The organism is Variovorax boronicumulans, assembly GCF_040544675.1.
Lineage (GTDB): Bacteria > Pseudomonadota > Gammaproteobacteria > Burkholderiales > Burkholderiaceae_C > Variovorax > Variovorax boronicumulans_D.
Genome location: NZ_JBEPKK010000003.1, coordinates 206,749 through 231,892 on the forward strand (window position 1 = coordinate 206,749; position 25,144 = coordinate 231,892).

At 67.2% G+C, this 25,144-nt stretch carries 25 protein-coding genes; 10 read left to right on the plus strand and 15 right to left on the minus strand.

Annotated features, from left to right (window positions below; all coding sequences use genetic code 11):
• Positions 1-183 precede the first annotated feature (183 nt).
• The 7 genes from ABIC90_RS06910 to ABIC90_RS06940 are packed head-to-tail and all read right to left on the minus strand — an operon-like array spanning position 184 to position 6,938.
• Positions 184-435, minus strand: coding sequence for a hypothetical protein (locus ABIC90_RS06910; protein WP_013540963.1), 252 nt, complete (start codon positions 433-435; stop codon positions 184-186).
• On the minus strand, positions 422-790 hold the full coding sequence (locus ABIC90_RS06915) for a hypothetical protein (protein ID WP_354353344.1): 369 nt from the start codon (positions 788-790) through the stop codon (positions 422-424). Before ABIC90_RS06915 ends, ABIC90_RS06910 begins: the two co-directional genes overlap by 14 nt.
• 17 nt (positions 791-807) lie before the next feature.
• The gene (locus ABIC90_RS06920; protein WP_354353345.1) at positions 808-1,719 is read right to left on the minus strand and encodes a DUF6999 family protein; all 912 of its coding nucleotides are present in this window, start codon (positions 1,717-1,719) and stop codon (positions 808-810) included.
• Positions 1,703-3,625, minus strand: a complete 1,923-nt coding sequence (locus ABIC90_RS06925; protein WP_354353346.1) for an iron-containing redox enzyme family protein — start codon at positions 3,623-3,625, stop codon at positions 1,703-1,705. The genes ABIC90_RS06920 and ABIC90_RS06925 overlap by 17 nt, the downstream gene beginning before the upstream one ends.
• Positions 3,626-3,628: 3 nt before the next feature.
• On the minus strand, positions 3,629-4,570 hold the full coding sequence (locus ABIC90_RS06930; protein ID WP_354353347.1) for a fatty acid desaturase family protein: 942 nt from the start codon (positions 4,568-4,570) through the stop codon (positions 3,629-3,631).
• Positions 4,554-5,354 (minus strand): sterol desaturase family protein, encoded by an 801-nt coding sequence (locus tag ABIC90_RS06935; protein ID WP_354353348.1) that lies wholly within the window; start codon positions 5,352-5,354, stop codon positions 4,554-4,556. Before ABIC90_RS06935 ends, ABIC90_RS06930 begins: the two co-directional genes overlap by 17 nt.
• A gap of 9 nt (positions 5,355-5,363) precedes the next feature.
• The gene (locus ABIC90_RS06940) at positions 5,364-6,938 is read right to left on the minus strand and encodes a phospholipase D family protein (protein WP_354353349.1); all 1,575 of its coding nucleotides are present in this window, start codon (positions 6,936-6,938) and stop codon (positions 5,364-5,366) included.
• A 130-nt stretch (positions 6,939-7,068) separates the two neighbouring features.
• Between ABIC90_RS06940 and ABIC90_RS06945 the strand changes: the two genes are divergently transcribed.
• Together ABIC90_RS06945 and ABIC90_RS06950 are read left to right on the plus strand one after the other, a co-directional pair.
• The gene (locus ABIC90_RS06945) at positions 7,069-7,623 is read left to right on the plus strand and encodes a peroxiredoxin (RefSeq protein ID WP_354353350.1); all 555 of its coding nucleotides are present in this window, start codon (positions 7,069-7,071) and stop codon (positions 7,621-7,623) included.
• A gap of 55 nt (positions 7,624-7,678) precedes the next feature.
• Complete coding sequence (locus tag ABIC90_RS06950; RefSeq protein ID WP_354353352.1) at positions 7,679-9,112, plus strand: aldehyde dehydrogenase family protein; 1,434 nt, start codon at positions 7,679-7,681, stop codon at positions 9,110-9,112.
• 118 nt (positions 9,113-9,230) lie between these two features.
• Here the strand turns inward: ABIC90_RS06950 and ABIC90_RS06955 are convergent, their stop codons facing one another.
• Positions 9,231-10,160: a ZIP family metal transporter gene (locus ABIC90_RS06955; protein WP_354353353.1), complete on the minus strand. Its 930-nt coding sequence runs from the start codon at positions 10,158-10,160 to the stop codon at positions 9,231-9,233.
• A 9-nt stretch (positions 10,161-10,169) separates the two neighbouring features.
• On the minus strand, positions 10,170-10,805 hold the full coding sequence (locus ABIC90_RS06960; protein WP_354353354.1) for a superoxide dismutase: 636 nt from the start codon (positions 10,803-10,805) through the stop codon (positions 10,170-10,172).
• A 197-nt stretch (positions 10,806-11,002) separates the two neighbouring features.
• On the opposite strand from ABIC90_RS06960, the gene ABIC90_RS06965 reads away from it, so the two are divergent.
• The 5 genes from ABIC90_RS06965 (at position 11,003) to moeA (ending at position 16,270) form a co-directional block, all read left to right on the plus strand.
• Positions 11,003-11,707, plus strand: coding sequence for a hypothetical protein (locus ABIC90_RS06965; protein ID WP_354353355.1), 705 nt, complete (start codon positions 11,003-11,005; stop codon positions 11,705-11,707).
• A gap of 91 nt (positions 11,708-11,798) precedes the next feature.
• Complete coding sequence (locus ABIC90_RS06970) at positions 11,799-13,082, plus strand: serine hydrolase domain-containing protein (protein ID WP_354353356.1); 1,284 nt, start codon at positions 11,799-11,801, stop codon at positions 13,080-13,082.
• Between the two features lie 67 nt (positions 13,083-13,149).
• Complete coding sequence (gene moaA, locus ABIC90_RS06975) at positions 13,150-14,304, plus strand: GTP 3',8-cyclase MoaA (protein WP_354353357.1); 1,155 nt, start codon at positions 13,150-13,152, stop codon at positions 14,302-14,304.
• 14 nt (positions 14,305-14,318) lie between these two features.
• A complete protein-coding gene (mobA, locus tag ABIC90_RS06980) occupies positions 14,319-14,957 on the plus strand; it encodes a molybdenum cofactor guanylyltransferase MobA (RefSeq protein WP_354353358.1) in 639 nt (212 codons plus the stop codon).
• On the plus strand, positions 14,954-16,270 hold the full coding sequence (gene moeA, locus ABIC90_RS06985; RefSeq protein WP_354353359.1) for a molybdopterin molybdotransferase MoeA: 1,317 nt from the start codon (positions 14,954-14,956) through the stop codon (positions 16,268-16,270). Before mobA ends, moeA begins: the two co-directional genes overlap by 4 nt.
• A gap of 9 nt (positions 16,271-16,279) precedes the next feature.
• Here the strand turns inward: moeA and rnhA are convergent, their stop codons facing one another.
• Together rnhA and ABIC90_RS06995 are read right to left on the minus strand one after the other, a co-directional pair.
• Complete coding sequence (rnhA, locus tag ABIC90_RS06990) at positions 16,280-16,729, minus strand: ribonuclease HI (RefSeq protein ID WP_354353360.1); 450 nt, start codon at positions 16,727-16,729, stop codon at positions 16,280-16,282.
• 43 nt (positions 16,730-16,772) lie between these two features.
• Entirely contained in the window at positions 16,773-17,525 is a 753-nt protein-coding gene (locus tag ABIC90_RS06995) for a class I SAM-dependent methyltransferase (RefSeq protein ID WP_436318179.1), read from the minus strand.
• A 19-nt stretch (positions 17,526-17,544) separates the two neighbouring features.
• Here ABIC90_RS06995 and gloB point away from each other — a divergent pair, with 19 nt between their 5' ends.
• The 3 genes from gloB to ABIC90_RS07010 all read left to right on the plus strand — a co-directional run bounded on the left by gloB (position 17,545) and on the right by ABIC90_RS07010 (position 21,795).
• Entirely contained in the window at positions 17,545-18,336 is a 792-nt protein-coding gene (gene gloB / locus ABIC90_RS07000) for a hydroxyacylglutathione hydrolase (protein WP_354353362.1), read from the plus strand.
• A complete protein-coding gene (locus ABIC90_RS07005) occupies positions 18,333-19,937 on the plus strand; it encodes a transglycosylase SLT domain-containing protein (protein WP_354353363.1) in 1,605 nt (534 codons plus the stop codon). Before gloB ends, ABIC90_RS07005 begins: the two co-directional genes overlap by 4 nt.
• Before the next feature lie 61 nt (positions 19,938-19,998).
• The gene (locus ABIC90_RS07010; RefSeq protein WP_354353364.1) at positions 19,999-21,795 is read left to right on the plus strand and encodes a monovalent cation:proton antiporter-2 (CPA2) family protein; all 1,797 of its coding nucleotides are present in this window, start codon (positions 19,999-20,001) and stop codon (positions 21,793-21,795) included.
• 66 nt (positions 21,796-21,861) lie between these two features.
• Here the strand turns inward: ABIC90_RS07010 and ABIC90_RS07015 are convergent, their stop codons facing one another.
• The 4 genes from ABIC90_RS07015 to ABIC90_RS07030 all read right to left on the minus strand — a co-directional run bounded on the left by ABIC90_RS07015 (position 21,862) and on the right by ABIC90_RS07030 (position 25,144).
• Positions 21,862-22,695: an ABC transporter permease gene (locus ABIC90_RS07015; protein ID WP_354353365.1), complete on the minus strand. Its 834-nt coding sequence runs from the start codon at positions 22,693-22,695 to the stop codon at positions 21,862-21,864.
• Complete coding sequence (locus ABIC90_RS07020; RefSeq protein ID WP_354353366.1) at positions 22,692-23,507, minus strand: ABC transporter ATP-binding protein; 816 nt, start codon at positions 23,505-23,507, stop codon at positions 22,692-22,694. Before ABIC90_RS07020 ends, ABIC90_RS07015 begins: the two co-directional genes overlap by 4 nt.
• Positions 23,508-23,559: 52 nt before the next feature.
• Positions 23,560-24,594, minus strand: a complete 1,035-nt coding sequence (locus ABIC90_RS07025) for an ABC transporter substrate-binding protein (protein ID WP_354353367.1) — start codon at positions 24,592-24,594, stop codon at positions 23,560-23,562.
• A 157-nt stretch (positions 24,595-24,751) separates the two neighbouring features.
• Complete coding sequence (locus ABIC90_RS07030; protein WP_354353368.1) at positions 24,752-25,144, minus strand: MAPEG family protein; 393 nt, start codon at positions 25,142-25,144, stop codon at positions 24,752-24,754.

Genomic DNA, 25,144 nt, shown 5'->3' on the forward strand with positions numbered 1-25,144 from the left:
GTCCAATGCCGGGCAGCCATGGCTTTGCTGGATTTGATTTGTCATCGGCTACAGGTTAGAACTTTGGAATGAGTGCAATCACATGCATCATTTGTTTCCAACTGTATATCGATTAGTGCCGATATGGAAGCCAAACTGCGACATGCCCGCACGGACATGTCGCCGAAACTCCGCAAATTCGTGTTAGCCCGAGGAGGCTTCCGACTGCTCCAGGGCTTCGTCGAGCGCCTTGCAGGAAGGCGCGCACACGGTTTGCGACTTGCCCAGCACCTGGCGGGTGCGCAATTGCGAGCGCACGCGGTGCTTGCCGCACATGAAGCAGGACATGGTCGCCCCGCTGAAAGATGCCGACGCGCGAAACGGCGAGCCGGGCGTCTTGGTTTTGTAGCGCAGCCCGTCCGCCACCACTGCTGTCTTTACTTCACCCTTCGCCATTCGTCGTGTCCTTGTTCGGTTCCGCAGTGCGCATGGCACGTGCAATGGCTTCTTTTGCGCTGAGTTCCGCCGCAAGAGAAGCGTCCAACGCCGAGCGGCAGAGCCCGGCGTGCTGATAGTTGAGGTTCTCATAAACCTCGGATGCGGCCGGATAGGCATCGAGCAGGCGGCCCAGATCGGCCCCCGGCGCGACTTCCTCGAACTCGTGCACCAGGTGTTCGACCACCGAGCGGTACTGCTCGGCACCAACGGGCACAGCGCTGTGCTCCAGCCGTTCGAGCAGTTGAGCCAGCACCTGGGCCACTGCCAGATCGGTCTTTGGGGACTGATTGTGGGTCGTGTTCATGGATCGCATCTGGGGGCAGCATACGCCTATGCAAGTGGCTGGTCGTACAGGGCCGTTTCCGGCTCCCCTGCTTTCTGCGCCGCCTGCATGCGCTGCAGCAGGCTGTGGAGCATTTCCGTGGAGAGCCCGTGGATCACCAGCCGGTGCCCCGCCCGCAGGGTCGACAGGGGCACCAGCGGGTGCTTGTTGTTGACCAGAATCAGGTGCTCGGGCGCATTCAGCAGCGTGGCCGTGTAGATGCCGATGGTTTCGTCCAGTTGCAATGAATTGGCCGCGCGCCAGAAATCGTTGTCGGTCAGCATCAGCTGGTAGAGCGGCGTGAACAGCTCGATGGCGCTCTGAAGATCGAGGAAATTGAGCTTTCCGTGCGGCATGTCCTCCAGCCGAAGCCCCGGCTCCTTGATCATCGAGAAATCGACCTTCTCGGCCTTGCACAGCGCCAAACCCTCCTCGCGCAGCGCCGTGTTCAGGCGGATCACGAAGTTGAAGAGGTTCAGGTCGTGCTTCAAGAACATCTCGTCCTTCAGCGCATCGATGTCCGCCGGCTCCAGCGGGTTCGTGGCCACGGGCACCGGCGAATTGCGCCCGATGAACGCCAGCACCTGCGACCCCAGATGAAAGTGCCGCAGGATCAGCCAGTTCGCCTCTGGCGACACAAAACGCTTGAGCCCCCATGCCAAAAACCGGTGCAGCAGCATCGAATGCGACCAGTTGCGCGGCACGAACACCTTCACGATCTGGATCAGGATGATCGTGAGCCGCGCAATCGGCCGCAGGAACGGCAGCAGGTACTGCCGCGAGCCCGAGCTCGAATCGGCCAGCCACGCCGACTTGACGTTGTCCGGCAGCGGCGTGCTCTGGTCCAGGTAGAGCGCGAGCCACGGGCTCGGGTCGCGGTCGTCGTGGGCTTGCGTCAAAAAGTCAGGGGTTCGGCTCATGGGGCATCCGCTCCGTGATGTGCTGAAACTGCATCAGGTAGAGCGCGGCCGTGTGGCGCGCCGTGTCGATGATCTGGCGGGCCGCGCGGGCCTGCCCTTCGATGGCCATCACCATCTCCACCGCGGCGAGCCAGCGGTTCAGGTGGTTCTCGTCGTTGTGGCCGTGGTACTCCAGAAATCGGAAGGCGTCGGGCGGCAGCTTCACGCTCGCCTTGATCAGCGGCAGCAGCGCCGGCACGATGCGCTGGCCCGTGCCTTCGATGATGTAGATCGCACCCAGCAAGCCGATCGGGTCGCGCGTCGCGGCCAGGCCGTGCAGGTAGGCGTTGAGCGCCTCGCCTCCCGGGTTGCGGCGCAGGTCGTCGATCTGCGCGACCGTGCCGCCGGCCTTCTGGTAATCGCTGAAGAGGATGTTGAAGTCGTTCTGCTCCTCGCCCGCATGCACGTCGATCAGCGAAGCCAGCATCTGGTACGGCTTGCTCAGCGAGGCCGAGCCTTCGCGCATCCATTTGCTGCCTTCGCGCACCTGCGGCACCCATTGCTCCATCCAGTTCAGGTAGTCGGGCAAGGCCAGGCGGCGCTCGCGGATCTGGCGGATCAGCGGCGTGCGCCAGACGCGGGAGCGGTAGTCGTGCCAGATGGCGGCCAGTTCGGTCAGCAAGGCGCCCAAGCCTTCGGGCGCGGCGGCCGGGTCGTGCGGGGGCGCGATGACGAAGTCATCGTCTGGTTCAACGGCCGTGGCACGGGGCGCCACCGTCGTCGCTGGCGCCGCATCGGTCGCCTCGACTTCGAGCAGCATGTACGCCGCCATGAAGCGCCCCGACTCCGGCACGTAGCAGAAGATCTGCTCGCCGGGCTTCAGCGTCTTCGTATGAAGGAATTCGGCCAGCATGATCAGGATCGACGCCGCCCCCGTGTTGCCGCGCCACGCGAGGTTGCTCCACCAGCGCTCGCGCGGAATCGAGAGGTCGGCCTTGTTCATCAGGTCTTCGACCACCGGGATGAATTTTTCCGACGAGTAGTGGCACAGGAAGTGATCGATGCGCTTCGGATCGACCCAGCCGTCGCGCACCAGCCCCGCGTATTCGTGGATGCCGATGTCGAACAGGTGCGGCAGCAGGCGGATGTCCTGCCGCAGCGACAGTGCGCCGGCGGCTTCAGCCTCGGCCCATGAGCCGAAGTCGAGGTGGCCGCGCGCGCGGTCTTCGGTCAGGCCGAGCTGCATGCAGACGGGGTAGTCGCCCGAGAAGGCGCGTTGGTGCACCCACTTCAGCTTCAGGCGCAACCCCGGAACACCTGCCAGTGCGGGCGCTCCGTCAGACAGCAGCAGCGCCCCCGCACCATCGGACAGCATCCAGCGCAGGAAGTGCGAGTCGAAGTCGGTTTCATACCCACGCGCCGCAAAGCGAGAGCGCTTGAAGAGCCGCGAGGGCATCTCGCTCGCCACCGCCATCGCGCTGCGATGCGCACCCAGCTCGATGCCTTGCGCCGCCGTCTGGATCGCCGAGACACCGGCCGCGCAGATGCCGTGCACCGAATGCGTCTCCATGGGCTGCGCAGCGAGTTCCCCCTGGATCATGTTGGCGAACCCGGGCATCAGCGTGTCGCCGCCTGAAGAGCCGCTGGCCAGCAGCGACACTCTCGACAGCTCCGCGCCCCCGCGCTGCAGGCAATCGCGGATCGCGCCCGCGGCCAGCTGCGCATTGGTGTGCTGTGTCACGCCTTCCGCATCGATGGCGTAGTGCCGCGTGAGGATGCCGTTCTCCGCGAGGATGCGCCGCTTGATGCGCTCGGACATGCGGTTGAGCGGCGCGATGTACGCGTCCATGCGGTCGTTGGGAACAGGCTCGCCCGGCATGAAATAGCCGGCGCTCTCGAGGTACACGCGTTGGAATGAAACAGGCATGGTTCAGTGAGTGAAGGAATCGGGAGGCATCAGCGAGCGGCTGCGAAAACGCGGCCACACGGTCCCCAGCACGAAGACCCGCAGCATGTAGGGAACCAGCCCGCCTTCGTTGAGCACGGGATCGACCCGCGCGCGGTAGCGCGTGCGGTGCAGTTGCGTGAGTTCGGACCAATGGGCATGCGGGTTCTCGTGATGTGCGGTGTGCAGGCCGATGTTGAACAACAAGGGGTTCACCAGCCCCTCGAAATTGCGCGCGTAGTTCAGCCTGCCACCGGGGGTATCGCGCAACGCCTCTTCGCGAGAGGGCTTGCGGCCGTCGGCGTGCGCATGCTGCAGGTAGTTGGTAGCGAGCAGCCAGTGCAGGCCGTGCAGCTGCGGCACGATCACGAAGAGCAAGGCCTTCCGCCAATCGACGGCCAGCAGCACGGCCCAGCTCCCCAGCCACAACACGTACTGCGCAATGCAATAGCGCCAGGCGCCGCGCCGATGCGCCCGCAGCCGCCCGAGCCAGCCGGCGAACACCGGCAGCAGCACCCACACCGCCTGGAACGGATGCAGCAGGTAGCCCCACAGGTGGTTGGTGTCGCCGCCGAAGCGGTAGGTGCGCGCCACATCCTTCGGGCCGTGCCGGTGGCGATGGTGGTTGGCCACATGCGCAGGCCAGAACACGAAGGTTGGGTGGCCCTGCAGCAGCGTGATCCAGAAATCGGTGAGCCGATTCATGCGCCGTCCGCGCCACATGCGCAGGTGCACATGGTTGTGGTGGATCACGCCGACGCCGAGCGTGAGGAACAGCATCAATGCGTAGAGTAGCGCATTGAAGCCATTCATCCATTGCCACGTCGCCAGCGCAGGCAGCGCGACCAGGTACGCCAGGCTTTGCCAGTCGCGCCAGTGACGCAGCCGCGGCAACGGGCGGCGCAACGCTTCAGGCGGGGGTGCCATGCGTCCCGGGCGATTGCGGCTGCCGCGCCTGCTTGTCGCGAAAAGCCTGGAAGTGCGGCTCGGCAGCGTCCGCCGCGATGCGGGTCCTGAACAGCCGGTCCATGAAAGTGAACTGGAAGCCGTAGTTGCCGTTGTGGCAGGCATGGTGCAGATGGTGCCGGCGGCTCGCCGCGAACCAGTGGCTGTACGACACCCCGGTGAAGAAGTCGTAGTTCGAGTGCCCCACGCAGTTGAAGAACAGACTGAACACCGGCACCGCCGCCAGCGACCAGAAGCTGAAGTCGTGCACAACCATGGGCAACAGGATCACGTTGCCGAGCATCAGCGCCTCGATCGGGTGAAAGCTGTAGGTGGCCCACGGCGTCGTCACGAACGAGCGGTGGTGCGGCCCGTGAAATCGGCGAAGCAGCCGCGTGTGCAAGAGCCGGTGGTTGATCCAGAAATGCACGTCGTTCCACACCGCGAGCACGAGGATCTCGATGGCGATCTGCCGCCAGCCCGCATCCGCATCGAGCCGGGCCCAGCCCAGTTGCAGCAAGCCCCAGGGAAACACCATGCCCAGCCCGAAGATCAGTACCGAGATGCCCGACTGCGAGATCTCCCGCCGCAGTTGCCCCGGCTGCAGCGGCCGCGGATCGAGCACCCGCCCGATGCCCAGCGCGGGCAACACCCGCTTCGTCAACAACCAGGTGACGGCGCCGAACCCAAGGTAGATGCCGCCGAAAAAAAGCACGCCCCACAGCATGACCTGCAGGGCGGGCGATGAGGTAAAGGTCTGCGCCATCCCCCGAGGCTACAACAGCATCTCGGGAACGATGGGCGCAATGAGCATGTTGTAGAAGCGCTGGAAGAAGCCCGACTCGGGCTCCGACGTGAGGATCACCTCTTTCTCGCCGTCGGTGGTGAGCCACTGCAGCGCGCCCGTGTCCTTGGCCAGCCGCAGCCGGTAGGAGTTCTGCAGCTTGCTGATGTTGATGATGCGCAGCATCTCGCGCGCCAGCTGCGGGCTGTCGACCACCAGCCCCATCTCGGTGTTCTGGCTGGCCGAGCGCGGGTCCAGGTTCATCGAGCCAATGAAGATGCGCGTCTTGTCGATGGCGGCGGTCTTGGCGTGCAGCCGGCCGAGCGACTTGCCGAACATGCCGAAGCGCTCGCCCTTGCTGGTGCGCTGCGGGCTCAGCTCGTACAGGTCGGCGCCGCCTTCGAGCAGCCGCCGGCGGTAGCGCGCATAGCCGGTGTGCACCAGCGGCTCGTCGTTGGCCGCCAGCGAGTTGGTCAGCAGCGTGAGCTTGACCTTGCGCCTGGCCAGGTCGGCAAAGGCCTCCATGCCGCGCTCGCCGGGCACCAGGTAGGGCGAGGTCATGTCGACCTCGGTCTTGGCGTCCATCAGCAGGCCCCAGACCTTCATCGTCACGCTGGTGGCGATGGCCTCGTCGGCCGTCATGGTCTCGGGCTTGCTGGGCGGATCGGCAATGGCGCGCGCCTCGCCCCACAGGAGGCCCATGCGTCCGCCGTCCAGCTCTTCGCCGATGGGGCCGTAGCCCAGGATGTCCGAGGGCGGCAGCACGATCTTCGGCGGCTGCGCGGCCATGCCGATCCAGTCGTCGAACTCGGCGCTGCCGGGCATGCGGCCGCCCTCGCCCGTCACGATGTCGGCAATGGGCCAGACCTGCACGCTGTTCCAGTAGGCGTCGAAGATGGATTCGAGCTGCGGCACCACCTTGCCCACCACCAGCGCGTCCATGTCGATGAAGTTCTGCGCTTCGCTCAGCACGAAGTACTCGTCGGCGATGTTGCGCCCGCCCACCACCGCCATCGTGCCGTCGGCAATGAAGAGCTTGTTGTGCATGCGGTGATTGAGCCGCACGATCTCGAACGGCGAGGCCACAAGCCGCGAGAGAAAGCCGTCGCGGCCGCAGCAGAACGGGTTGTAGAGCCGCACCTGCACATTGGGCGTCTGCGACAGCGCCAGCAGCAGTTGCTGGCTCTTGGCGGTGTAGAGATCGTCCACCAGCACCCGCACCTTCACGCCGCGCGCCGCCGCTTCGCGCAGGGTGTGCAGCAGCAGGCGCCCGACGGCATCGTTCTCCAGCTGGTAGTACTGCACCACCAGCGATTGCTGGGCGCGTTGCGCGAGCTGGATGCGCGCGTCCAGCGAATACACGCCCAGCGGCATCAGCCGGAAGCCCGAATGCTCGCCGGGCGGGGTGGAGGCCGCAACGATCTTTGCGAGGCGCGTCGACGGATCGACCGAGGCCGCCTGCTCGGCGGGCCGCTCTTTTGCCGGCGGCAGCGAACCGCAGGCAGCGAGCACTGCCAGCAGAAAGCCCGCGAGCGCCATGCGCAGAAGTCGATCCCAGCCGTTCATGATGACAATTCCCCTCGTTTGTTTTTTCGGTCGCCGTGATAGGTACGCCCGCCGGAACGCGCCGGTTTCATTTGCCCTGCAAAGGGTGTGCCGCCCTAGAATTCGCGCCACACCTGCATGGAGTTACATCATGGCCCGCCCGATCCTCTCACGCATCGCCCTGATGACCGTCTTTGCCGCTCTTGCGCATCCCGCCTGGGCCGCGCTGGACATCGGTGAACCGGTTCCCAAGTTCACCGCCAATGCCGCACTCGGCGGCAAGACCTTCCGCTATTCGCTGGCCGATGCGCTCGCCAAGGGTCCGGTGGTGGTCTATTTCTTTCCCGCGGCCGATTCGGCCGACTGCTCCATCGAAGCCCACGCTTTCGCCGAGGCCATCGACAAGTTCGCGGCGCTGGGCGCCACGGTGATCGGCGTTTCGGCCGACGACATCGACACCCTGTCGAAGTTCTCGGTCAAGTCGTGCCAGAGCCGCTTTCCGGTGGCCTCCGACGAAGCCAAGACCGTCATCAACGGCTTCGACGCGCTGATGCAGACCCGCCCGGACTTCGCCAACCGGCTGTCGTACGTGATCTCGCCGGACGGCAAGGTCGCCTATTACTACCAGAACCTGAATCCGGACAAGCATGTGGAGCGCATGCTGAACGCCGTGAAGGCCCTGCCGAGAGCCACGGCAGCGAAGTAAGGCGAACCCCGCCCCGGGCCACGGGTTGGGCATGCATCGCGCAAAATCCTGCCCCATGCAGCTCAACTACATCGCCAACGCGGACGTCCCCTCCGCCTCCGGCCGCACCCTCCCGGTCATCGACCCCTCCGACGGCCAGCCTTTCGACGAAATCCAGCGCAGCAATGCCGCCGACATCGACTCCGCCGTGCGCGCAGCGCGCGACTGCTTCGAGGGCGTGTGGCACAAGGTCAGCGCCGCCGACCGCAGCCGCCTGCTCTACAAGCTCTCCCTGAAGATCGCCGAGCACGTCGACGAACTCGCGCTGATCGAGCAGCGCGACTGCGGCAAGCCCGTCAAGCAGGCGCGCGCCGATGCGGTGGCGCTGGTGCGCTACTTCGAGTTCTATGCCGGCGCGTGCGACAAGCTGCACGGCGAAACCATCCCCTACCAGGACGGCTACAGCGTCTTCACCTGGCGCGAGCCGCACGGCGTCACCGGCCACATCATTCCGTGGAACTACCCGATGCAGATCTTCGGGCGCAGCGTGGGCGGTGCGCTGGCGGCGGGCAATGTGTGCGTGGTCAAGCCGGCCGAAGACGCCTGCCTTTCACTGATCCGTGTGGCGCAGCTGGCGGCCGAAGTCGGTTTTCCGGCGGGCGCGCTCAACATCGTGACGGGCTACGGCCATGAAGTGGGCGACGCGCTCGCGCGGCACGAAGGCATCGACCACATCAGCTTCACCGGCAGCCCGAAGATCGGCACGCTGATCCAGCAGGTGGCGGCCGAGCGGCATTGCCCGGTCACGCTCGAACTCGGTGGCAAGAGCCCGCAGATCGTCTTTGCCGATGCCGACCTCGATGCGGCCATTCCGGTGGTCATCAACGCCATCGTGCAGAACGCCGGCCAGACCTGCTCGGCGGGCTCGCGCGTGCTGATCCAACGCGACATCTACGAGCCTTTGCTCGAACGCCTGGGCCATGCCTTCGAGGCCCTGCGCGTGGGCCCCGCGGCGATGGACCTGGACGTGGGCCCGCTGATCCGCCAGACGCAGCAGCAGCGCGTGTGGGACTTTCTGAGCGACGCACAGCACGCCGGCATCCCGATGGTGGCGCAGGGCATCGTGGTCGATGAAGCGCCCGAAACCGGCTTCTACCAGGCCCCCACCCTGCTGCGCGACGTGCCGGTGGGCCATCGCCTGGCGCAGGAAGAGGTGTTCGGGCCGGTGCTGGCTGCAATGCAGTTTGCCGACGAAGACGAAGCCGTGGCGCTGGCCAATGCCACGCAGTTCGGCCTGGTTGCCGGCGTGTGGACGGCCGACGGCGCGCGCCAGTTCCGCATGGCGCGGCGGGTGCGCAGCGGCCAGGTGTTCATCAACAACTACGGTGCGGGCGGCGGTGTGGAGTTGCCCTTCGGCGGCGTGAAGTCTTCGGGCTACGGCCGCGAAAAGGGCTTCGAGGCGCTGTACGGCTTCACGACCCTCAAGACCGTCGCCGTCAAGCACGGATGAAAGAGCAGATCCCCGGGGCGGGGGTACCGCGGAACCGGCTTTGCCGGGCCGCAGGTGCCGCCCCCGGTGAGGGGGTAGGAGAAGCGACACGAAGTGCGCGAAGCCTGGGGGAGAGCCTTTAGGCGAGTGCGGTGTCCAGCAGCATCATCAGCACGAAGCCGATCATCAACCCGCTGGTCGCAAAGGCTTCGTGCCCCTTGCGATGCGACTCGGGAATGATCTCGTGGCTGATCACGAACAGCATCGCGCCCGCCGCAAAGCCCAGCCCCCAGGGCAGCAGCATCGCCGAGTGGCCGACCGCGGCCGCGCCCAACACCGCGCCCAGCGGCTCGACCAGGCCCGAGGCCATGCCGATCAGCACCGCAAACAGCCGGCTGTAGCCCGCGGCCAGCAGCGCCACGGCGACCACCAGGCCTTCGGGCACGTCCTGGATCGCGATGCCGGTGGCCAGCGCATCGGCGCGCAAGCCGTTGTCGGCCGCGTAGCCCACCCCGATGGCCAGGCCCTCGGGCACGTTGTGCAGCGCGATCGCGAACACGAAGAGCCAGGTGCGGCGCAATTGCAGGGCCGACTGCCCTTCGCGCCCCTTGATGAAATGCTCGTGCGGCAGCACGCGGTCCATCAGCATGAGCACCGCGCCGCCGAGCAGGATGGCCGCGCCGATCACGCCGCCCGCCGCCCAGTTGCCGCCGCCGAACACCCCGACGCTCTTGGCCGCATCGAGCCCGGGAATGATCAGCGAGAACGCACAGGCCGCCAGCATCACGCCGGCGCCGAAGCCGAACAGCGTGTCCTGCAGCCGCTCGGGCAGCTTTTGCGAAAACAGCACCGGCAACGTGCCCAGGGCCGTGGCCAGCGCGGCGACCGAGCCGCCCAGCAGGGCGTTCCAGACCAAGGGGTCGGCCCTCACGAACTGCCAGAACTGCGACACCAGCACCAGCGCGCCCGCGGCGACGATCGCCAGCCCGAACCATTCGCGCGCCGACGGGCCGGGCCTCAGACCCCGTCGCGCCACCGTGCCCTGTGGCCCGTTCGGTTCATCGTTCATGGAATTTCCTCAGGCGCCGATGGCCACGGCGTGGCGTCGGGCCACTTCGGCCCAGTTCACCACGTTGTAGAACGCCGCGATGTATTCGGGGCGGCGATTCTGGTACTTCAGGTAGTAGGCGTGCTCCCACACGTCCAGCCCGAGGATCGGCGTGTGGCCCGAGCCGATGCCGCGCATCAGCGGGCTGTCCTGGTTGCCGCTGCTTTCCACCGCGAGCTTGCCGCCCTTTGCGACCGACAGCCACGCCCACCCGCTGCCGAAGCGGGTGAGCGCGGCCTTGGTGAAGGCTTCCTTGAAGGCGTCGAAGCCGCCCAGGTCGGTGTCGATGGCCTGGGCCAGGTCGCCCGTGGGGGTGCCGCCCCCGCCCTGGCCGGCCGGCGCCATCACGGTCCAGAACAGGCTGTGGTTGGCGTGGCCGCCGCCGTTGTTGCGCACCGGCGCACGCAGCGCCTCGGGCAGTTGTTCGATGTCTGCAATCAGCTGCTCGACCGGCGCGCCCTCGTGCGGCGTGTCTTTGACGGCCGCATTGAGGTTGTTCACGTAAGTCTGGTGATGCTTGCTGTGATGGATTTCCATCGTTTGCGCGTCGATATGGGGTTCGAGCGCATCGAAGGCATAGGGCAAGGCTGGCAAGGTGTACGGCACGGACTGGAGCTCCTTGATGGGAAGAAGAGCCCTTTGCGTTGTCGACGTGGTGCGTACTCAGGCGACCCAAATGATAGTAATTCTCATTGGCTGCGTCAAGACATCGAAGGCAATGATGCCGTGAACAAGCCAAATTCGCATCTTCGGCGGCCGCGCCGATACACTGCCCCGCGTCTCCTTCCAAAGGCTTCGCACCGATGAAATTGCATCGCATCGTCCTCCTCGTGCCCGCGTTCCTGTGGCTGCTGTCGGGCGCCGGCATGGCCAGCGCGCAGCTCGCCAACCCGCCGGCCGGCGAGTACATCTACGAAGGCGGCGCCGGTTCGCTGAACGTCAAGCCCGACGGGTACTTCGACATCACCACCGTCGGCGCGAACGCGCACCTCTGCGCGCTGGACGGCACCATCGTGCGCGGCAAGTCCAAGATCGACGGCACCGCCTGCGTGGTGAGTTTCACCCTCAAGGGCGGCGCGGTCGAGGTCGTCGGCAACGGCTCGGACGACTGCCGCCAAAGCTGCGGCGCCCGCGCATCCTTCGAGGGAACCTACACCCTGCCGAGCCCCGCCTGCAGCTCCAAGGCTGTGGCCGCGTCGCGCAAGGCCTTCAAGCGCCAGTACGACGCCAAGGACTTCGCCGCCGCCCAAGCCACCCTCGCCCCCGTGCTCGGCGAGTGCGACAAGACGCTCGACTGGATCACCAAGGGCCGCGTCCGCAACGACCTGGCGATCACGCAATACAGGCTCGGCGACCGCGCGGGCTGCCTCAAGACGCTGGAGCCGCTGGCCGAGGACGCCGCGCGCACCGACCAGGGCGTGAAGGAAAACTACCCGCCCGCCGACGCCGAGGACATCCTGCCCGTGGTGCGCGCGGCCCGCACGAACCTGAGGCTCTGCAAGGGATAGCCGCCCACAGCCGCAATCCCACCCGAAAACCCCAGGCGGCGCCAAGACCGCCAGGCCACCTTTCCATCAACGACAGGACGGAGACAACACCATGAAGTTCTTGAAGCGCGCCCTGCGCACAGCCGTGCTCGGCCTGAGCCTCGCCGCTCCACTGCTGGCCGCCGCGCAATCGCTGCCGACCGCCACGCCCGAACGGGTCGGCCTTTCGACCGAGCGGCTGCAGATGCTCACCGACGTGCTCAAGGCCGACGTGGCGAGCGGCAAGATTCCGGGCGCGGTGCTGCTGGTGGCGCGTCAGGGCAAGGTGGCCTGGTTCGAGGCGGTCGGCAAGCTCGACCCCGTGGCCGGCACGCCGATGCAGCGCGACGGCATCTTCCGCATCTATTCGATGAGCAAGCCCATCACCTCGGTGGCCGCGATGACGCTGGTGGAAGACGGCCGCCTGAAGCTGGACGACCCCATCTCCGTCTACCTGCCCGAGTACGCCAACATGACCGTCGGCGTGGAAAAGCCCGGCGCCGACGGCAAGCCGGCGCTGGAGACAGTACCCGCGCGCCGCCCGATCACCGTGCAGGACCTGATGCGCCACACCTCGGGCCTGACCTACGGCTTTTTCGGGCCGGGGCTGGTCAAGCAGGCCTACAACGCAGCCGGCCTGGGCGCCAACGACCCGACCAACGCCGAGTTCTCGCAGCGCCTGGCCAAATTGCCGCTGGCCTACCAGCCCGGCACCACCTGGGACTACAGCCAGTCGACCGACATCCTCGGCCGCGTGATCGAGGTCGTCTCGGGCCAGTCGCTCTACCAGTTCGAGAAGGCGCGCCTGTTCGACCCGCTGGGCATGAAGGACACCACCTACTACGTGCCCGAACCCGCGCGCCAGCCGCGCATTGCCGAGCCGCTGCCCACCGACCGCAGCTTCGGCGTGGGCGCCGACCTGAACGATCCGCGCATCGTGCGCAAGCTCGAATCGGGCGGCGGCGGGCTGGTGTCCACGGCCGGCGACTACGCACGCTTCCTGCAGATGCTGCTGAACGGCGGCTCGCTGGACGGCAAGCGCTATCTCGGCCCGCGCACCATCGCGCTGATGACCGCCGACCATTCCAACGCCGGGGCGGGCATCGTGCCCGGTCCGCTCTACCTGCCGGGCCCGGGCTACGGCTTCGGTCTGGGCTTTGCGGTGCGCCGCAACGACGGCGAGGCGCCCTACCCCTCGGGCGGCGGCGAATACAACTGGGGCGGCGCGGGCGGCACCTACATGTGGGTTGACCCCAAGAACGAGATGTTCGTGGTGCTGATGCTGCAGTCGCCCAAGCACCGGACACATTACAGATCCTTGACCCGGAACATGATTTATTCGGCCGTGATCAAGTAGTCTGCTGCAAAGCCCGCATCCAACGGGCCCTTGAGGCCTGGCGCAAAATCCGCCTTCCCACGAAGCCATGAACAACAACAGCAGCACCGTCATCCCGATCGCCGAAGTCGGCCGCGCGCGCGCGGCCGTGGCCGTGCCGGACATCGCCGTGCCTGCCACCGGCCTGCTGCTGGACCGCCTGGGCCGCCCGCTGACCGACCTGCGCATCAGCGTGACAGACCGCTGCAACTTCCGCTGCAGCTACTGCATGCCCAAGGACGTGTTCGACAAGGACTACAAGTACCTGCCGCACAGCGCGCTCCTGAGCTTCGAGGAAATGACGCGCCTGGCCCGCCTGTTCGCCGCGCACGGCGTGCAGAAGATCCGGCTCACCGGCGGCGAGCCGCTGCTGCGCAAGAACATCGAAGGGCTGATCGAACAACTCGCCGAAATCCGCACGCCCGGGGGCGCGCCCCTCGAACTCACGCTCACCACCAACGGCTCCCTGCTCGCACGCAAGGCCGCGGCGCTCAGGGCCGCCGGCCTGCAGCGCGTGACAGTGAGCCTGGACAGCCTGGACGACGCGGTCTTTCGCCACATGAACGACGTCGACTTTCCGGTGGCCGACGTGCTGGCCGGCATTGACGCGGCGCGCGCCGCGGGCCTCGCGCCCATCAAGGTCAACATGGTGGTCAAGCGCGGCACCAACGAGCAGGAGATCCTGCCGATGGCGCGCTACTTCCGCGAGCACCACGGTGCCGGCGTGGTGCTGCGCTTCATCGAATACATGGACGTGGGCGCCACCAACGGCTGGCGCATGGACGAGGTGCTGCCCTCGGCCGACGTCATCGCGCGCATCCATGCCGAATTTCCCTTGGTGCCGCTCGAAGCCACCACCCCCGGCGAAACCGCCCAGCGCTGGGCCTACGCCGATGGCGGCGGCGAGATCGGCGTGATCAGCAGCGTGACCCAGGCCTTCTGCCACGACTGCAGCCGCGCGCGCCTGTCGACCGAAGGCAAGCTGTACCTCTGCCTGTTCGCAAGCGCCGGCCACGACCTGCGGCCGCTGCTGCGCGGTGCGGCCAGCGACGATGACATTGCCTCGGCCATCGGCCACATCTGGCAGGGCCGGGCCGACCGCTATTCCGAACTGCGCGCGCTGCGCGGACCCGACCACCCCGATCAGGGCGATGCCGACGGCAAGTCACCGCGCCGCGTCGAGATGAGCTACATCGGCGGATAACCCCGGCTGCCTCCATGCCTGCACACCCCGCCATTGCGCCTCAAGACATCACCGGCCTGCTGCTCGCCGGCGGACGCGGCTCCCGCATGGGCGGGGTCGACAAGGGCCTGCAGAACTTCAACGGCATACCGCTCGCATTGCATGCGGTGCTGCGCCTGGGCGCACAGGTCGGGCAGATGATGATCAATGCCAACCGGAACCTGGCGGCCTACGAATCCTTCGGCGTCCCGGTGCTGACCGACAGCCTTGCGGACTACCCGGGGCCGCTCGCGGGTTTTCTCACGGGCATCGAAAACTGCGACACGCCCTTCCTGCTGACCGTGCCGTGCGACACGCCGCGCTTCCCGACCGACCTGGCAGCCCGCCTGGCCGAAGCCCTGGAAGCCGACAACGCCGACATCGCGATGGTCGCCGCACCCGATACCGAAGAAGGCGCAGAGCCCGTGCTGCGCCCGCAACCCGTGTTCTGCCTGCTGCGCACCGAGCTGCACGAAAGCCTGATGCGCTTCACCGAAGGCGGCGGCCGCAAGGTGCAGGCATGGACCTCCCAGCACCGCACCGTGCTCGTGCCTTTCGACCGCCCCGGCGATGCGCCCGACGCCTTCTTCAACGCCAACACACTCGCCGAATTGCACGCGCTCGAGAAGCGATGAGCCGTCTTGCCGACATCGCAGCCGCCCTCCCCGGCCATGAGGCCGACGCGCTGAGCGTCGATGCGGTCCAGGCCTTTTTGGCGCAGTGGGTCGCGCCGCTCGCCGTCACCCAGCGCGAGAACCTGTCGCTGCACGACGCATTGGGCCGCGTGCTGGCCGAAGACATCGTCTCGCCGGTGAGCGTGCCGCCGCACGACAACTCGGCGATGGACGGCTACGCGTTCGACGGCGCGATCCTCTCGGGCGATGCCCCCGCCGACCATTCCGTCCAGTTGCGCGTGGTGGGCACAGCGCTCGCCGGCGCGGCCTGGCGCGGCGCGCTGGCCGCAAGCGATGCGGTGCGCATCATGACCGGCGCGATGATGCCGGCGGGCCTGGACACCGTGATCCCGCAGGAGTTCTGCCAGGTCGAGGGCGAGGTCGTGCGCTTTCCCCACCGCGTGCTGCGCCGCGGCGACAACCGCCGCTTTGCGGGCGAAGACCTCATGAAAGGCCAGCCGGCCCTCCGGCGCGGCGAGCGGCTCTCGCCGGCCGCGCTCGGCATGGTCGCGAGCCTCGGCCTGTCCGGCGTGCCGGTGCTGCGGAAGTTGCGCGTTGCGTACTTCTCCACCGGCGACGAAATTCTGTGTGCCGGCCAACCGCCGCGCGAGGGCGCGGTGTACGACTCCAACCGCCACACCGTGCTCGGCCTGCTCGCGCGGCTGGGCTGCGAGGTGATCGACCTGGGCCTCGTGCGCGACGACCCCGTCGAGCTGGCCGAGACGCTGCAGCGCGCCGCGCGCGAGGCCGATGCCATCGTCACCAGCGGCGGCATGAGCGTCGGCGCGGCCGACCACACGCGCCGCGTGATGCAGCAGGTCGGCGAAATGGCTTTCTGGCACGTCGCGATGCGCCCCGGGCGGCCGCTGGCCGTGGGCCTGATCCCGCGCGGCGGGAGCGACGCCGAAAGCCCCGCCGTGCTGTTCGGCCTGCCCGGCAATCCGGTGGCGGTGATGGTCACCTTCCTGGCTTTCGTGCGGCCTTCGTTGCTGCGCATGATGGGCTGCCACGATGCGGCCTCGGCGCCGCCGCCGCTGCTGCGCGCACGCAGCGCCGGGCCTATTCGCAAGAAGCCCGGGCGCACCGAGTACCAGCGTGGTTTCGTCAGGACCGTGGCGGGCGCATTGCCCGAGGTCAGCGTGGCGGACAACCAAGGATCGGGTGTGCTGAGCTCGATGGTCGAGGCCAACGGGCTCGTGGTGCTGCACCACGATCAGGGCCCCATCGCCGCCGGCGAGGAAGTCGACGTGATGATGTTCGAGGGCGCGATCTAGGGCCCTGCGTCAGATCCGCCCGAGCGCCTTGTCCACACCCTTGTTGGCAAGCATGTCGGCCCGCTCGTTCCCCGGGTCGCCCGAGTGGCCCTTGACCCAGCGCCATTCGATGGTGTGCCCGCCCTCGGCCACCAGCTTGTCGAGCTTTTGCCAGAGCTCGACGTTCTTCACCGGCTGCTTGCTGGCGGTCTTCCAGCCCTTGGCCTTCCAGCCGCGGATCCACTCGGTGATGCCCATGCGCACGTACTGGCTGTCCAGGTAGAGCAGCACCTTGCACGGCCGCTTGAGCGCCGCCAGGCCTTCGATGACGGCGGTCAGCTCCATGCGGTTGTTGGTGGTGTTGAGTTCGCCGCCGAACATTTCCTTTTCGGTGGTGCCCGACTTGAGCCATGCGCCCCAGCCCCCGGGTCCGGGGTTGCCCTTGCATGCACCGTCGGTGTAGATCACGACTTCGTTCAAGCTCTCTGTTCCTTTTTTCTCTGTCTGTTCTGTTCTGTTCGATTCAATCCGCCCGGTCCGGCCGGTGCCTGTGCACCTTGCCCGCGATCGACACCGGCGCCGTGGCGCGTGCCGCGGCACGGCGCCAGTCCGCGCTCAGGAGGCGCATGCCGCGCACGCGCTTGACCGCCACCAGGAAATACGCCGCGCCGAAGATCGGCCACCAGCGCTCGCCGGCCTTGTCCATCCAGCGGCAGCGCTCGAGCCAGGCGTCGCTGCGCACCGCGGGCCGGTAGACGCCAAAGCGCCCCGACTCCACCTCGAAGCTCAGGAGCCGCAGCCAGTCGCGCATGCGCCAGTAGCCGATGAACTCGCCGCCTTCGGGCAGGTAGAGCTCGCCGACGCCCAGCTTGCGGTACAGGTGCGCGCGCCGCTGGCGCATGCCCCAGAGGCTGGCCGGGTTCAGTCCGCAGATCACCACGCGGCCTTCGGGCACCAGCACCCGCTCGACCTCGCGCAGGGTGGCGTGCGGATCGGGGCTGAGTTCCAACGCATGCGGCATCACCACCAGGTCGAGGCTGTTGGCCGCGAACGGGAGCGCGGTGAAGTCGGTCAGCAGCGCCGCCCTGGACGCGCGCATCGGGTCTCCGAGCGCCAGCCAGCGGTGCGGCATGCGGTTGGTGCGCAGGCCCTCCACTTCGGCCGCGCCCAGCTGCAGCGCGTGGTAGCCGAAAACGTCGGCCACCGCCTGGTCGAACTGGGCCTGCTCCCACGCCAGAAGGTAGCGGCCGGGGGGGGTCGCGAACCACTCTTGCAAACCTATAATTTGACCGCTCATGACCCTCGTTCCGCTGCCCGCCTTCGCCGACAACTACATCTGGATGCTGCACGACGGGTCCAGTGCCATCGTGGTGGACCCGGGCGACGCTCAACCGGTGTTCGATGCGCTGGCGCACCACAAGCTGCAGCTGGCCGCGATTCTAGTCACGCACCATCACGCCGATCACACGGGCGGCGTGGCCGCGCTGCATGCCGCCACGGGCGCCCCCGTGCACGGCCCCGCGCGCGAGCGCATTCCCGAGCCCTTCACGCCGCATGTGCAAGGCGACATCGCCGAAGCGCTCGGCCTGCGCTTCGAAGTGATCGACGTGCCGGGCCATACGTCAGGCCACATCGCCTACTTTCTTCCGGCCGCGGAAGACCACGCACAGGGCCGCGCGCCGCTGCTCTTCTGCGGCGACACGCTCTTCTCCGGCGGCTGCGGCCGCCTCTTCGAAGGCACGCCCGCGCAGATGCTGGCCTCGCTCGATGCGCTCGGTGCGCTGCCGGGCGACACCCGCGTCTGCTGCGCCCACGAATACACACTTGCTAACCTGCGTTTTGCCCTTGCGGTGGAACCGGGCAATGCCGATCTGACTCACTACAACGCGCGCTGCGAAAGCCTGCGCGCACAGGGGCAGCCCACGCTGCCCGCGCAACTGGCGACCGAACGCCTGATCAACCCCTTTCTTCGCAGCCGCGAAGCCACTGTCCTTCGAGCGGTGCGCGAGCATGCCGAGCTTTCCGCCGATGCGGCCGAAGCCGATGTGTTCGCCGCGCTGCGCCAATGGAAAAACGACTTCCGATGAAATTTCTCGCTGCCACCTGCCTTGCAGGTTCACTGGTGCTCGCAGGCTGCGCGGCACCGACCGACAACTCTTCCTCCACCTCCTCATCCGGCACCACCGCCGGCGGCACCGGCGCCAGAGTCGCCGAGCGGGCAGCCCCCGTCTATCCGCGCGACGCCCTCTCCCCCCTGTCCAGCGGCGAAGCCCGCTCGCAAAGCGTGGTCACGCTGGCCCCGCCGACCGACATGTGGGACCGCATCCGCCGCGGCTTCAAGATGCCCAACCTCGAGAGCGACCTGGTGCGCGACCGCGAGCAGTGGTATGCCAGCCGCCCCGACTACATCCAGCGCATGACCGAGCGCTCGAACAAGTACATCTTTCACATCGTCGAGGAGCTCGAGCGGCGCAACATGCCCACCGAGCTCGCGCTGCTGCCCTATATCGAGAGCGCGTTCAACCCCCAGGCGGTGTCCAGTGCGCGTGCCGCGGGCATGTGGCAGTTCATGCCGGCCACCGGCACCGACTTCGACCTGAAGCAGAACATCTTTCGCGACGACCGCCGCGACGTGCTGGCCTCGACCCGCGCCGCGCTCGACTACCTTCAAAAGCTCTACGGCATGTTCGGCGACTGGCAACTCGCGCTGGCCGCCTACAACTGGGGTGAAGGCAGCGTGGGCCGCGCCATCGCCAAGAACCAGCGCCTGGGCCTGCCCACCACCTACAGCGACCTCACGATGCCGGCCGAGACGCGCATGTACGTGCCCAAGCTGCAGGCGGTGAAGAACATCGTGGCCAATCCGCAGGCCTTCAACGCCGAGCTGCCGCTGATCGCCAACCACCCCTACTTCCAGACCGTCACGCTCACGCGCGATCTCGACGTGGAACTGGCGGCCAAGCTGGCCGACGTGCGCATCGAAGACTTCCGCGCGCTCAACCCCGCCGCGCACAAGCCGGTGCTGATCGCCTCGGGCACGCCCCAGATCCTGCTGCCCTGGGACAACGCGGCCGTGTTCCAGCGCAACTTCGATGCCTACTCGCAGGGCCAGTACGCCAGCTGGACCGCCTGGGTGGTGCCCAACACCATGACGGTGGCCGACGCCGCCCAGCGCTCGGGCATGAGCGAGGCCGACCTGCGCGCCCTCAACAACGTGCCGCCGCGCATGCTGATCAAGGCGGGCTCCACGCTCATCGTGCCGCGCGGCGCCCGCGTCAAGGAAGACGTGGCCGCCGTGGTGGCCGACGGCGGGCACTTGAGCTTCCAGCCCGAAATCGTCAATCGCCGCACCACCGTGAAGGCCGGGCGCAACGACAGCGTGGCGAGCATCGCGCGCCGCTACAAGCTCGCCCCGTCCAACGTGGCCGAGTGGAACGACGTCAAGCCCAACCACGCCTTCAAGCGCGGCTACAGCGTGGTGGTGTACCTGCCGGTTCGCGCAACCGCAGCGGCGCGTGTCGGCTCCGGCGCGGGACCTGCGGGCGCGCGCGGCCGTGTCGCGGTTGCCGCCTCCAAACGCCCCGTCCAGGCCGCCACGCCGCGCGGCAAGAACGTGGCCAAGGTGCCGGCCGGCAAGCAGGTCGTGCGCGAAAAGCGCGGCGGCACGCCGGCCAAGCAGAAACGCTGATCCCGCCGTCCGGCGCGCGGCGCCGGAGCGACGACAACAACAACGAACGGAGGGCCACGCCATGGCTGTCGAAGGAAGCGCGGGCGATCTGGTCAAGGTCGTCACGCTGTTGGGGGCGGCCGTGGTCGCCGTGCCGCTGTTCAAGCGTCTGGGCCTGGGCTCGGTGCTGGGCTACCTGGCGGCCGGGCTGGTCATCGGGCCGTTCGGCATCGGCCTCTTCACCGATCCGCAGACCATTCTTCACACGGCCGAACTGGGCGTGGTGATGTTCCTCTTCGTGATCGGCCTGGAGATGCGCCCGTCGCAGCTGTGGAGCATGCGGCGCGACATCTTCGGCCTGGGCAGCCTGCAGGTGGTGGTGTGCGGCGTGCTGCTCACCGGCGTGGGCATGGCATTCGGCTTTCCGCTGGCGGTGTCCTTCGTGTGCGCCATGGGCTTCGTGCTCACGTCCACGGCCATCGTGATGCAGTTGCTGGGCGAGCGCGGCGACATCGCCGCGCCGCGCGGCCAAAAGATCGTTGCGGTCCTGCTCTTCGAAGACCTGCTCATCGTGCCCCTGCTGGCCATCATCGCCTTCATCGCGCCGGTGGACGCCGCGCAGCAAGCCGTGGCGCCGTCGCGCTGGATCGGCATCGGCATCGCCGTGGGCGCGTTCGCGGCGCTGGTGGCGGCGGGCGTCTGGCTGCTCAATCCGCTGTTCCGCATCCTGGCCAATTCGAAGGCACGCGAGGTCATGACGGCCGCCGCGCTGCTGGTGGTGCTGGGCGCCGCATTGCTCATGCAGCTGGGCGGCCTGTCGATGGCCATGGGTGCCTTCCTGGCGGGCGTGCTGCTGTCGGAGTCGACCTTTCGCCATCAGCTGGAGGCCGACATCGAACCGTTCCGCGGTCTCCTGCTGGGCCTGTTCTTCATCAGCGTGGGCATGTCGCTCGACCTGGCCGTGGTGGCGCAGAACTGGCAACTCATCGTGGCCGGCGTGGTGTCGATGATGGTGGTGAAGGCGCTGTGCATCTACGGCGTGGCGCGGCTCGCGAAGAGCTCGCCCGCCGACGCGCTCGACCGCGCGGTGCTGATGGCACAGGGCGGCGAATTCGCCTTCGTGCTCTTTTCTGCCGGGCTGGGCGCCAAGGTCATCAGCGCCGAGGTGAACGCGAACATGACGGCGGTGGTGGTGCTGTCGATGGCGCTCACGCCGCTGGCGGTGCTCGCGCATCGCCGGTTCGCGCCGGCGATGCAGGCGTCGATGGACGGTGTGGAGAAGGCCGAGGACCTGGCCGGCAACGTGCTCGTCATCGGCTTCGGACGCTTCGGGCAGATCGCGATCCAGGGTGCGCTGGCACGCGGTGCGTCCATCTCGATCATCGACAGCGACACGGAGACGATCCGTGTTGCCGCCGACTTCGGCTTCAAGGTGTACTACGGCGACGGCTCCCGTGCCGACGTGCTGCATGCGGCGGGTGCACACACCGCCAGGGCGATCATGGTGTGCATCGACGACAAGGCCGCGTGCTCGCGCATCGCCGAACTGGTGAAGACCGAGTTTCCGCACGCCCACCTGATGGTCCGCGCATTCGACCGCGAGCATGCAGTGGAACTGGTCAAGCTCAACGTCGACTACCAGATCCGCGAGACTTTCGAATCGGCGATGGCCTTCGGCCGCGAGGGCGTGCTGGCGCTGGGCGCGTCCGAAGCCGAAGCCGACGAAGTGATCGGCGACCTGCGCCGCCGCGACACCGAACGGCTCTCGCTGGAAATGTCGGGCGGCATCTTTGCGGGACGTGCGCTCGTCCAGGTCAACACCCAGATCGACAAGGCCACCGCCGCAATGCGCAAGGACCAGGCCGCGGACACGGCCTGAACGCGCCGCGCCTGATCCGCGCCCTACCCCGCGCTCTTGGCCGCTCTTGGCAGCGCCCTGCGCGGCTCAGAGCTTTTCGGTTTCCCCGCTGCGGGGCTGCCACTTCATGAGGCGCTTCTCGACCAAGCCGACGATGCCGTCGAGCAGCAAGGCGAAGGCCGTAAGCACCACGATGCCGGCGAAGACGGTGTTCACGTCGAAGGTGCCTTCGGCCTGCAGGATCAGGTAGCCCACGCCGCGCGCCGACCCCAGGTACTCCCCGACCACCGCGCCCACGAAGGCCAGCCCCACCGAGGTGTGCAGGCTGGAGAACACCCAGCTTGTGGCGCTCGGCAAGTACACGGTGCGCAGAAGTTGCCGCTGTTTGGCGCCCAGCATCTTCGCGTTGGCCAGCACCACGGGGCTCACTTCGCGCACGCCCTGGTAGACGTTGAAGAACACGATGAAGAACACCAGCGTGACGGCCAGCGCCACCTTGCTCCAGATGCCCAGTCCGAACCACAGCGCAAAGATCGGCGCAAGGATCACGCGCGGCATCGAGTTGGCGGCCTTGATGAAGGGGTCGAGGATCAGGCTCGCGGTGGGCGCAAGCGCCAGCCAAAGCCCGCATGCCAGACCCAGCACGGTGCCGATGCCAAAGGCCAGCACCGTCTCCAGGAGCGTGGTGCCCAGGTGCCGGTAGATGTCGGCGTTGCCCTTCAGCCCTTCGGGGAACAGCAGGTTCGGCGGCACCTCGAAGGGCAGGAACCAGCTCCAGATGCGGCCCGCCACCTGGATCGGCTCGCCGACGAAGAAAGCGAACTGCTGGTTGCGCGACGCCAGGTGCCAGCCCACCAGAATGACCACCAGCAGCACCAGTTGCCAGAAGCGCGCGTTGCGTTCATTGAGGCGCGGGATCATGCGGCCTTCCTCAGTTGTTGTGCGTAGCCCTTGAGCACCTCGTCGCGCAGCACCTCCCAGATCTGCCGGTGCAGCTCGACAAAGCGCGCCTGCGTGCGCACCTCGGCCACGTCGCGCGGGCGGGCCAGGTCGATGTCGAACTCGCCGATGGGGTGCGTGGCGGGGCCGGCCGACAGCACCACCACGCGGTCGCTCATCGCAATGGCTTCATCGAGGTCGTGCGTGATGAACAGCACTGCTTTCTTCTTTGCGCTCCAGATCTCGAGCACCTCGTTTTCCATCAACTGCCGCGTCTGGATGTCGAGCGCGCTGAAGGGCTCGTCCATGAGGATGATGTCGGGGTCCAGCACCAGCGTCTGCGCCAGCGCCACGCGCTTGCGCATGCCGCCGGAGAGCTGGTGCGGATAGCGGTCGCCGAACCCCGAGAGCCCCACGCGCGACAGCCAGGCCTCGGCCTGCTCGCGCGCATCGGCGTCGGGCACGCCGCGGTACTGCAGCCCCACCATCACATTGGCGACGGCGCTGCGCCACGGCATCAGCGCCTCGGTCTGGAACATGTAGCCCGCGCGCGCATTGACGCCCTCGAGCGTCTGCCCGAACACCTTGACCGTGCCCGACGACGGTTCGAGCAAGCCGGCGCCCACGTTCAGCAGTGTCGACTTGCCGCATCCCGTGGGGCCTACCACCGAGACGAACTCGCCGGCCTTGATGCGCAGCGTGGTGTCCGCAACGGCGGTGTAGCGCTGGCCGGGGTCGTCCTTCGAGTGGAAGGTGCAGCTGATGGAGAGGAGTTCGAGTGCGTGGTCGGACATGTCTGCAGGATTAAAAAACCCGGCCAAGGCCGGGTCGCGGGGACGTTCGGAGTCAGGCTTTGAACCTGTCTTTCGCGCGCCTAGCAAAATCGTTGGTGTAGGTTCTGGCGAGGTCGATCTTGTCGGCCTTCACTGCGGCGTCGAAGCTGGCAATGGCGGCCAGCGCCGTTTTCGGGCCTTCGGCCGGCACGAGGCCGTCGGTGGCGATGGATTCGCGCACCTTGTCGAAGGATGCGAGGTACAGCGCGCGGTCGCCCAGCAGGTAGGTCTCAGGCACCGTCTTGATGATGTCGCCCGGCCCCGCCGTCTGCAGCCACTTCAGGCCGTGCACGATGGCATTGGCCAGCGCCTGACAGGTGTTGGGGTTCTTCTGGATGAAGTCGATGGGCGCATAGAGGCAGGCCGCGGGCATCGGCCCGCCGAACACCTGCTGCGTGCCCTTGAGCGTGCGCGTGTCGCTGATGATCTTCACATCGCCCTTCTGCTCGAGCATGGTCATCACCGGGTCGGTGTTGCTGATGGCGTCGATCTGCCCCGAGCGCAGCGCGGTGAGCGCGCCGGCCGCAACGCCCACGCCGATGTAGCTCACATCGCTCGCCTTGAGGCCGCCGCGCGAGAGCACGAGGTTGGCCACCATGTTGGTCGACGAGCCCGGTGCCGAGACACCGATCTTCTTGCCCTTGAGGTCCTGGATGCCGGTGTAGCCGGCCATGTTCTTGGTCGACACGCCCACCGCGATCTGCGGCGCGCGGCCCTGCAGCACGAAGGCCTGGAAGAACTGGTTCTTGGCCTGCAGGTTGATGGTGTGTTCGTACGCACCCGAACACACATCGGCCGAGCCGCCGACCACTGCCTGCAGCGCGCGTGCGCCGCCGGCGAAATCGGAAATCTCGACCTCCAAGCCTTCGGCCTTGAAGTAGCCCAGCTGCTCGGAGATGGTGAGCGGCAGGTAATAGAAGGCGGCCTTGCCGCCGACCGCGATGGAGATCTTGGTCTTCTCCAGCTTGGGTTGCGCAAAAACCCGCGGCAGCGCGATCGTGGCGGCAGCGACTGCGGAAGCGGTGATGAGGGTTCTGCGATGAAGCATGAAGCGGTCCTGCGGGCTCTTTGATTCTTGGAATTGAATCGAGCTTAGGGGTGCGCCCCTGTTGCCTGCATCGGGGTCATCCCGTGCGGGTTTTCACGTAAGCACGAAGGCCTCCATGAAGCCTCGATGCCGCCTCTGCCGAACGGCCTGCGGCGGCCTATTTCGCGAGGAAAAGAATCGCGACGTTGACCAGAAATGCGATCGCCCAGATCACGCTGCGCACACCGCCCAGACCCTTGATGTAGGCCGCAAGGTAGAGAACGCGCAGCACGACATAGGCCGCGGCCAGCATGTCGAGCCGCGCCTGATTCACGCCCAACTGGTGCGCAATGATCACCGCGCCCACGAAGAATGGCAGCCCTTCGAAACAGTTGGCTTGCGCGCTGTTGGCGCGTGCACGCCAGCCGCTCTGCCTGGCGGCCCAGTCGCGCGGATGCATGTTGTCGCGCAGGCCGAAGCTGCCGGCCTTGGCGGTCCACGCGGCCAGGTACGGCAGGCCGCATGCGATGAACACGCACCAGTAGGCGACGGTGAGGAGGGAGGTGGTCAT

Coding starts and splice junctions, on each gene's coding strand:
- ABIC90_RS06910 (WP_013540963.1), bottom strand. CDS start 435: ATGGCGAAGGGTGAAGTAAAGACAGCAGTGGTGGCGGACGGGCTGCGC.
- ABIC90_RS06915 (WP_354353344.1), bottom strand. CDS start 790: ATGCGATCCATGAACACGACCCACAATCAGTCCCCAAAGACCGATCTG.
- ABIC90_RS06920 (WP_354353345.1), bottom strand. CDS start 1,719: ATGAGCCGAACCCCTGACTTTTTGACGCAAGCCCACGACGACCGCGAC.
- ABIC90_RS06925 (WP_354353346.1), bottom strand. CDS start 3,625: ATGCCTGTTTCATTCCAACGCGTGTACCTCGAGAGCGCCGGCTATTTC.
- ABIC90_RS06930 (WP_354353347.1), bottom strand. CDS start 4,570: ATGGCACCCCCGCCTGAAGCGTTGCGCCGCCCGTTGCCGCGGCTGCGT.
- ABIC90_RS06935 (WP_354353348.1), bottom strand. CDS start 5,354: ATGGCGCAGACCTTTACCTCATCGCCCGCCCTGCAGGTCATGCTGTGG.
- ABIC90_RS06940 (WP_354353349.1), bottom strand. CDS start 6,938: ATGAACGGCTGGGATCGACTTCTGCGCATGGCGCTCGCGGGCTTTCTG.
- ABIC90_RS06945 (WP_354353350.1), top strand. CDS start 7,069: ATGGCCCGCCCGATCCTCTCACGCATCGCCCTGATGACCGTCTTTGCC.
- ABIC90_RS06950 (WP_354353352.1), top strand. CDS start 7,679: ATGCAGCTCAACTACATCGCCAACGCGGACGTCCCCTCCGCCTCCGGC.
- ABIC90_RS06955 (WP_354353353.1), bottom strand. CDS start 10,160: ATGAACGATGAACCGAACGGGCCACAGGGCACGGTGGCGCGACGGGGT.
- ABIC90_RS06965 (WP_354353355.1), top strand. CDS start 11,003: ATGAAATTGCATCGCATCGTCCTCCTCGTGCCCGCGTTCCTGTGGCTG.
- ABIC90_RS06970 (WP_354353356.1), top strand. CDS start 11,799: ATGAAGTTCTTGAAGCGCGCCCTGCGCACAGCCGTGCTCGGCCTGAGC.
- moaA (WP_354353357.1), top strand. CDS start 13,150: ATGAACAACAACAGCAGCACCGTCATCCCGATCGCCGAAGTCGGCCGC.
- mobA (WP_354353358.1), top strand. CDS start 14,319: ATGCCTGCACACCCCGCCATTGCGCCTCAAGACATCACCGGCCTGCTG.
- moeA (WP_354353359.1), top strand. CDS start 14,954: ATGAGCCGTCTTGCCGACATCGCAGCCGCCCTCCCCGGCCATGAGGCC.
- gloB (WP_354353362.1), top strand. CDS start 17,545: ATGACCCTCGTTCCGCTGCCCGCCTTCGCCGACAACTACATCTGGATG.
- ABIC90_RS07005 (WP_354353363.1), top strand. CDS start 18,333: ATGAAATTTCTCGCTGCCACCTGCCTTGCAGGTTCACTGGTGCTCGCA.
- ABIC90_RS07010 (WP_354353364.1), top strand. CDS start 19,999: ATGGCTGTCGAAGGAAGCGCGGGCGATCTGGTCAAGGTCGTCACGCTG.
- ABIC90_RS07015 (WP_354353365.1), bottom strand. CDS start 22,695: ATGATCCCGCGCCTCAATGAACGCAACGCGCGCTTCTGGCAACTGGTG.
- ABIC90_RS07020 (WP_354353366.1), bottom strand. CDS start 23,507: ATGTCCGACCACGCACTCGAACTCCTCTCCATCAGCTGCACCTTCCAC.
- ABIC90_RS07025 (WP_354353367.1), bottom strand. CDS start 24,594: ATGCTTCATCGCAGAACCCTCATCACCGCTTCCGCAGTCGCTGCCGCC.
- ABIC90_RS07030 (WP_354353368.1), bottom strand. CDS start 25,144: ATGACCACCTCCCTCCTCACCGTCGCCTACTGGTGCGTGTTCATCGCA.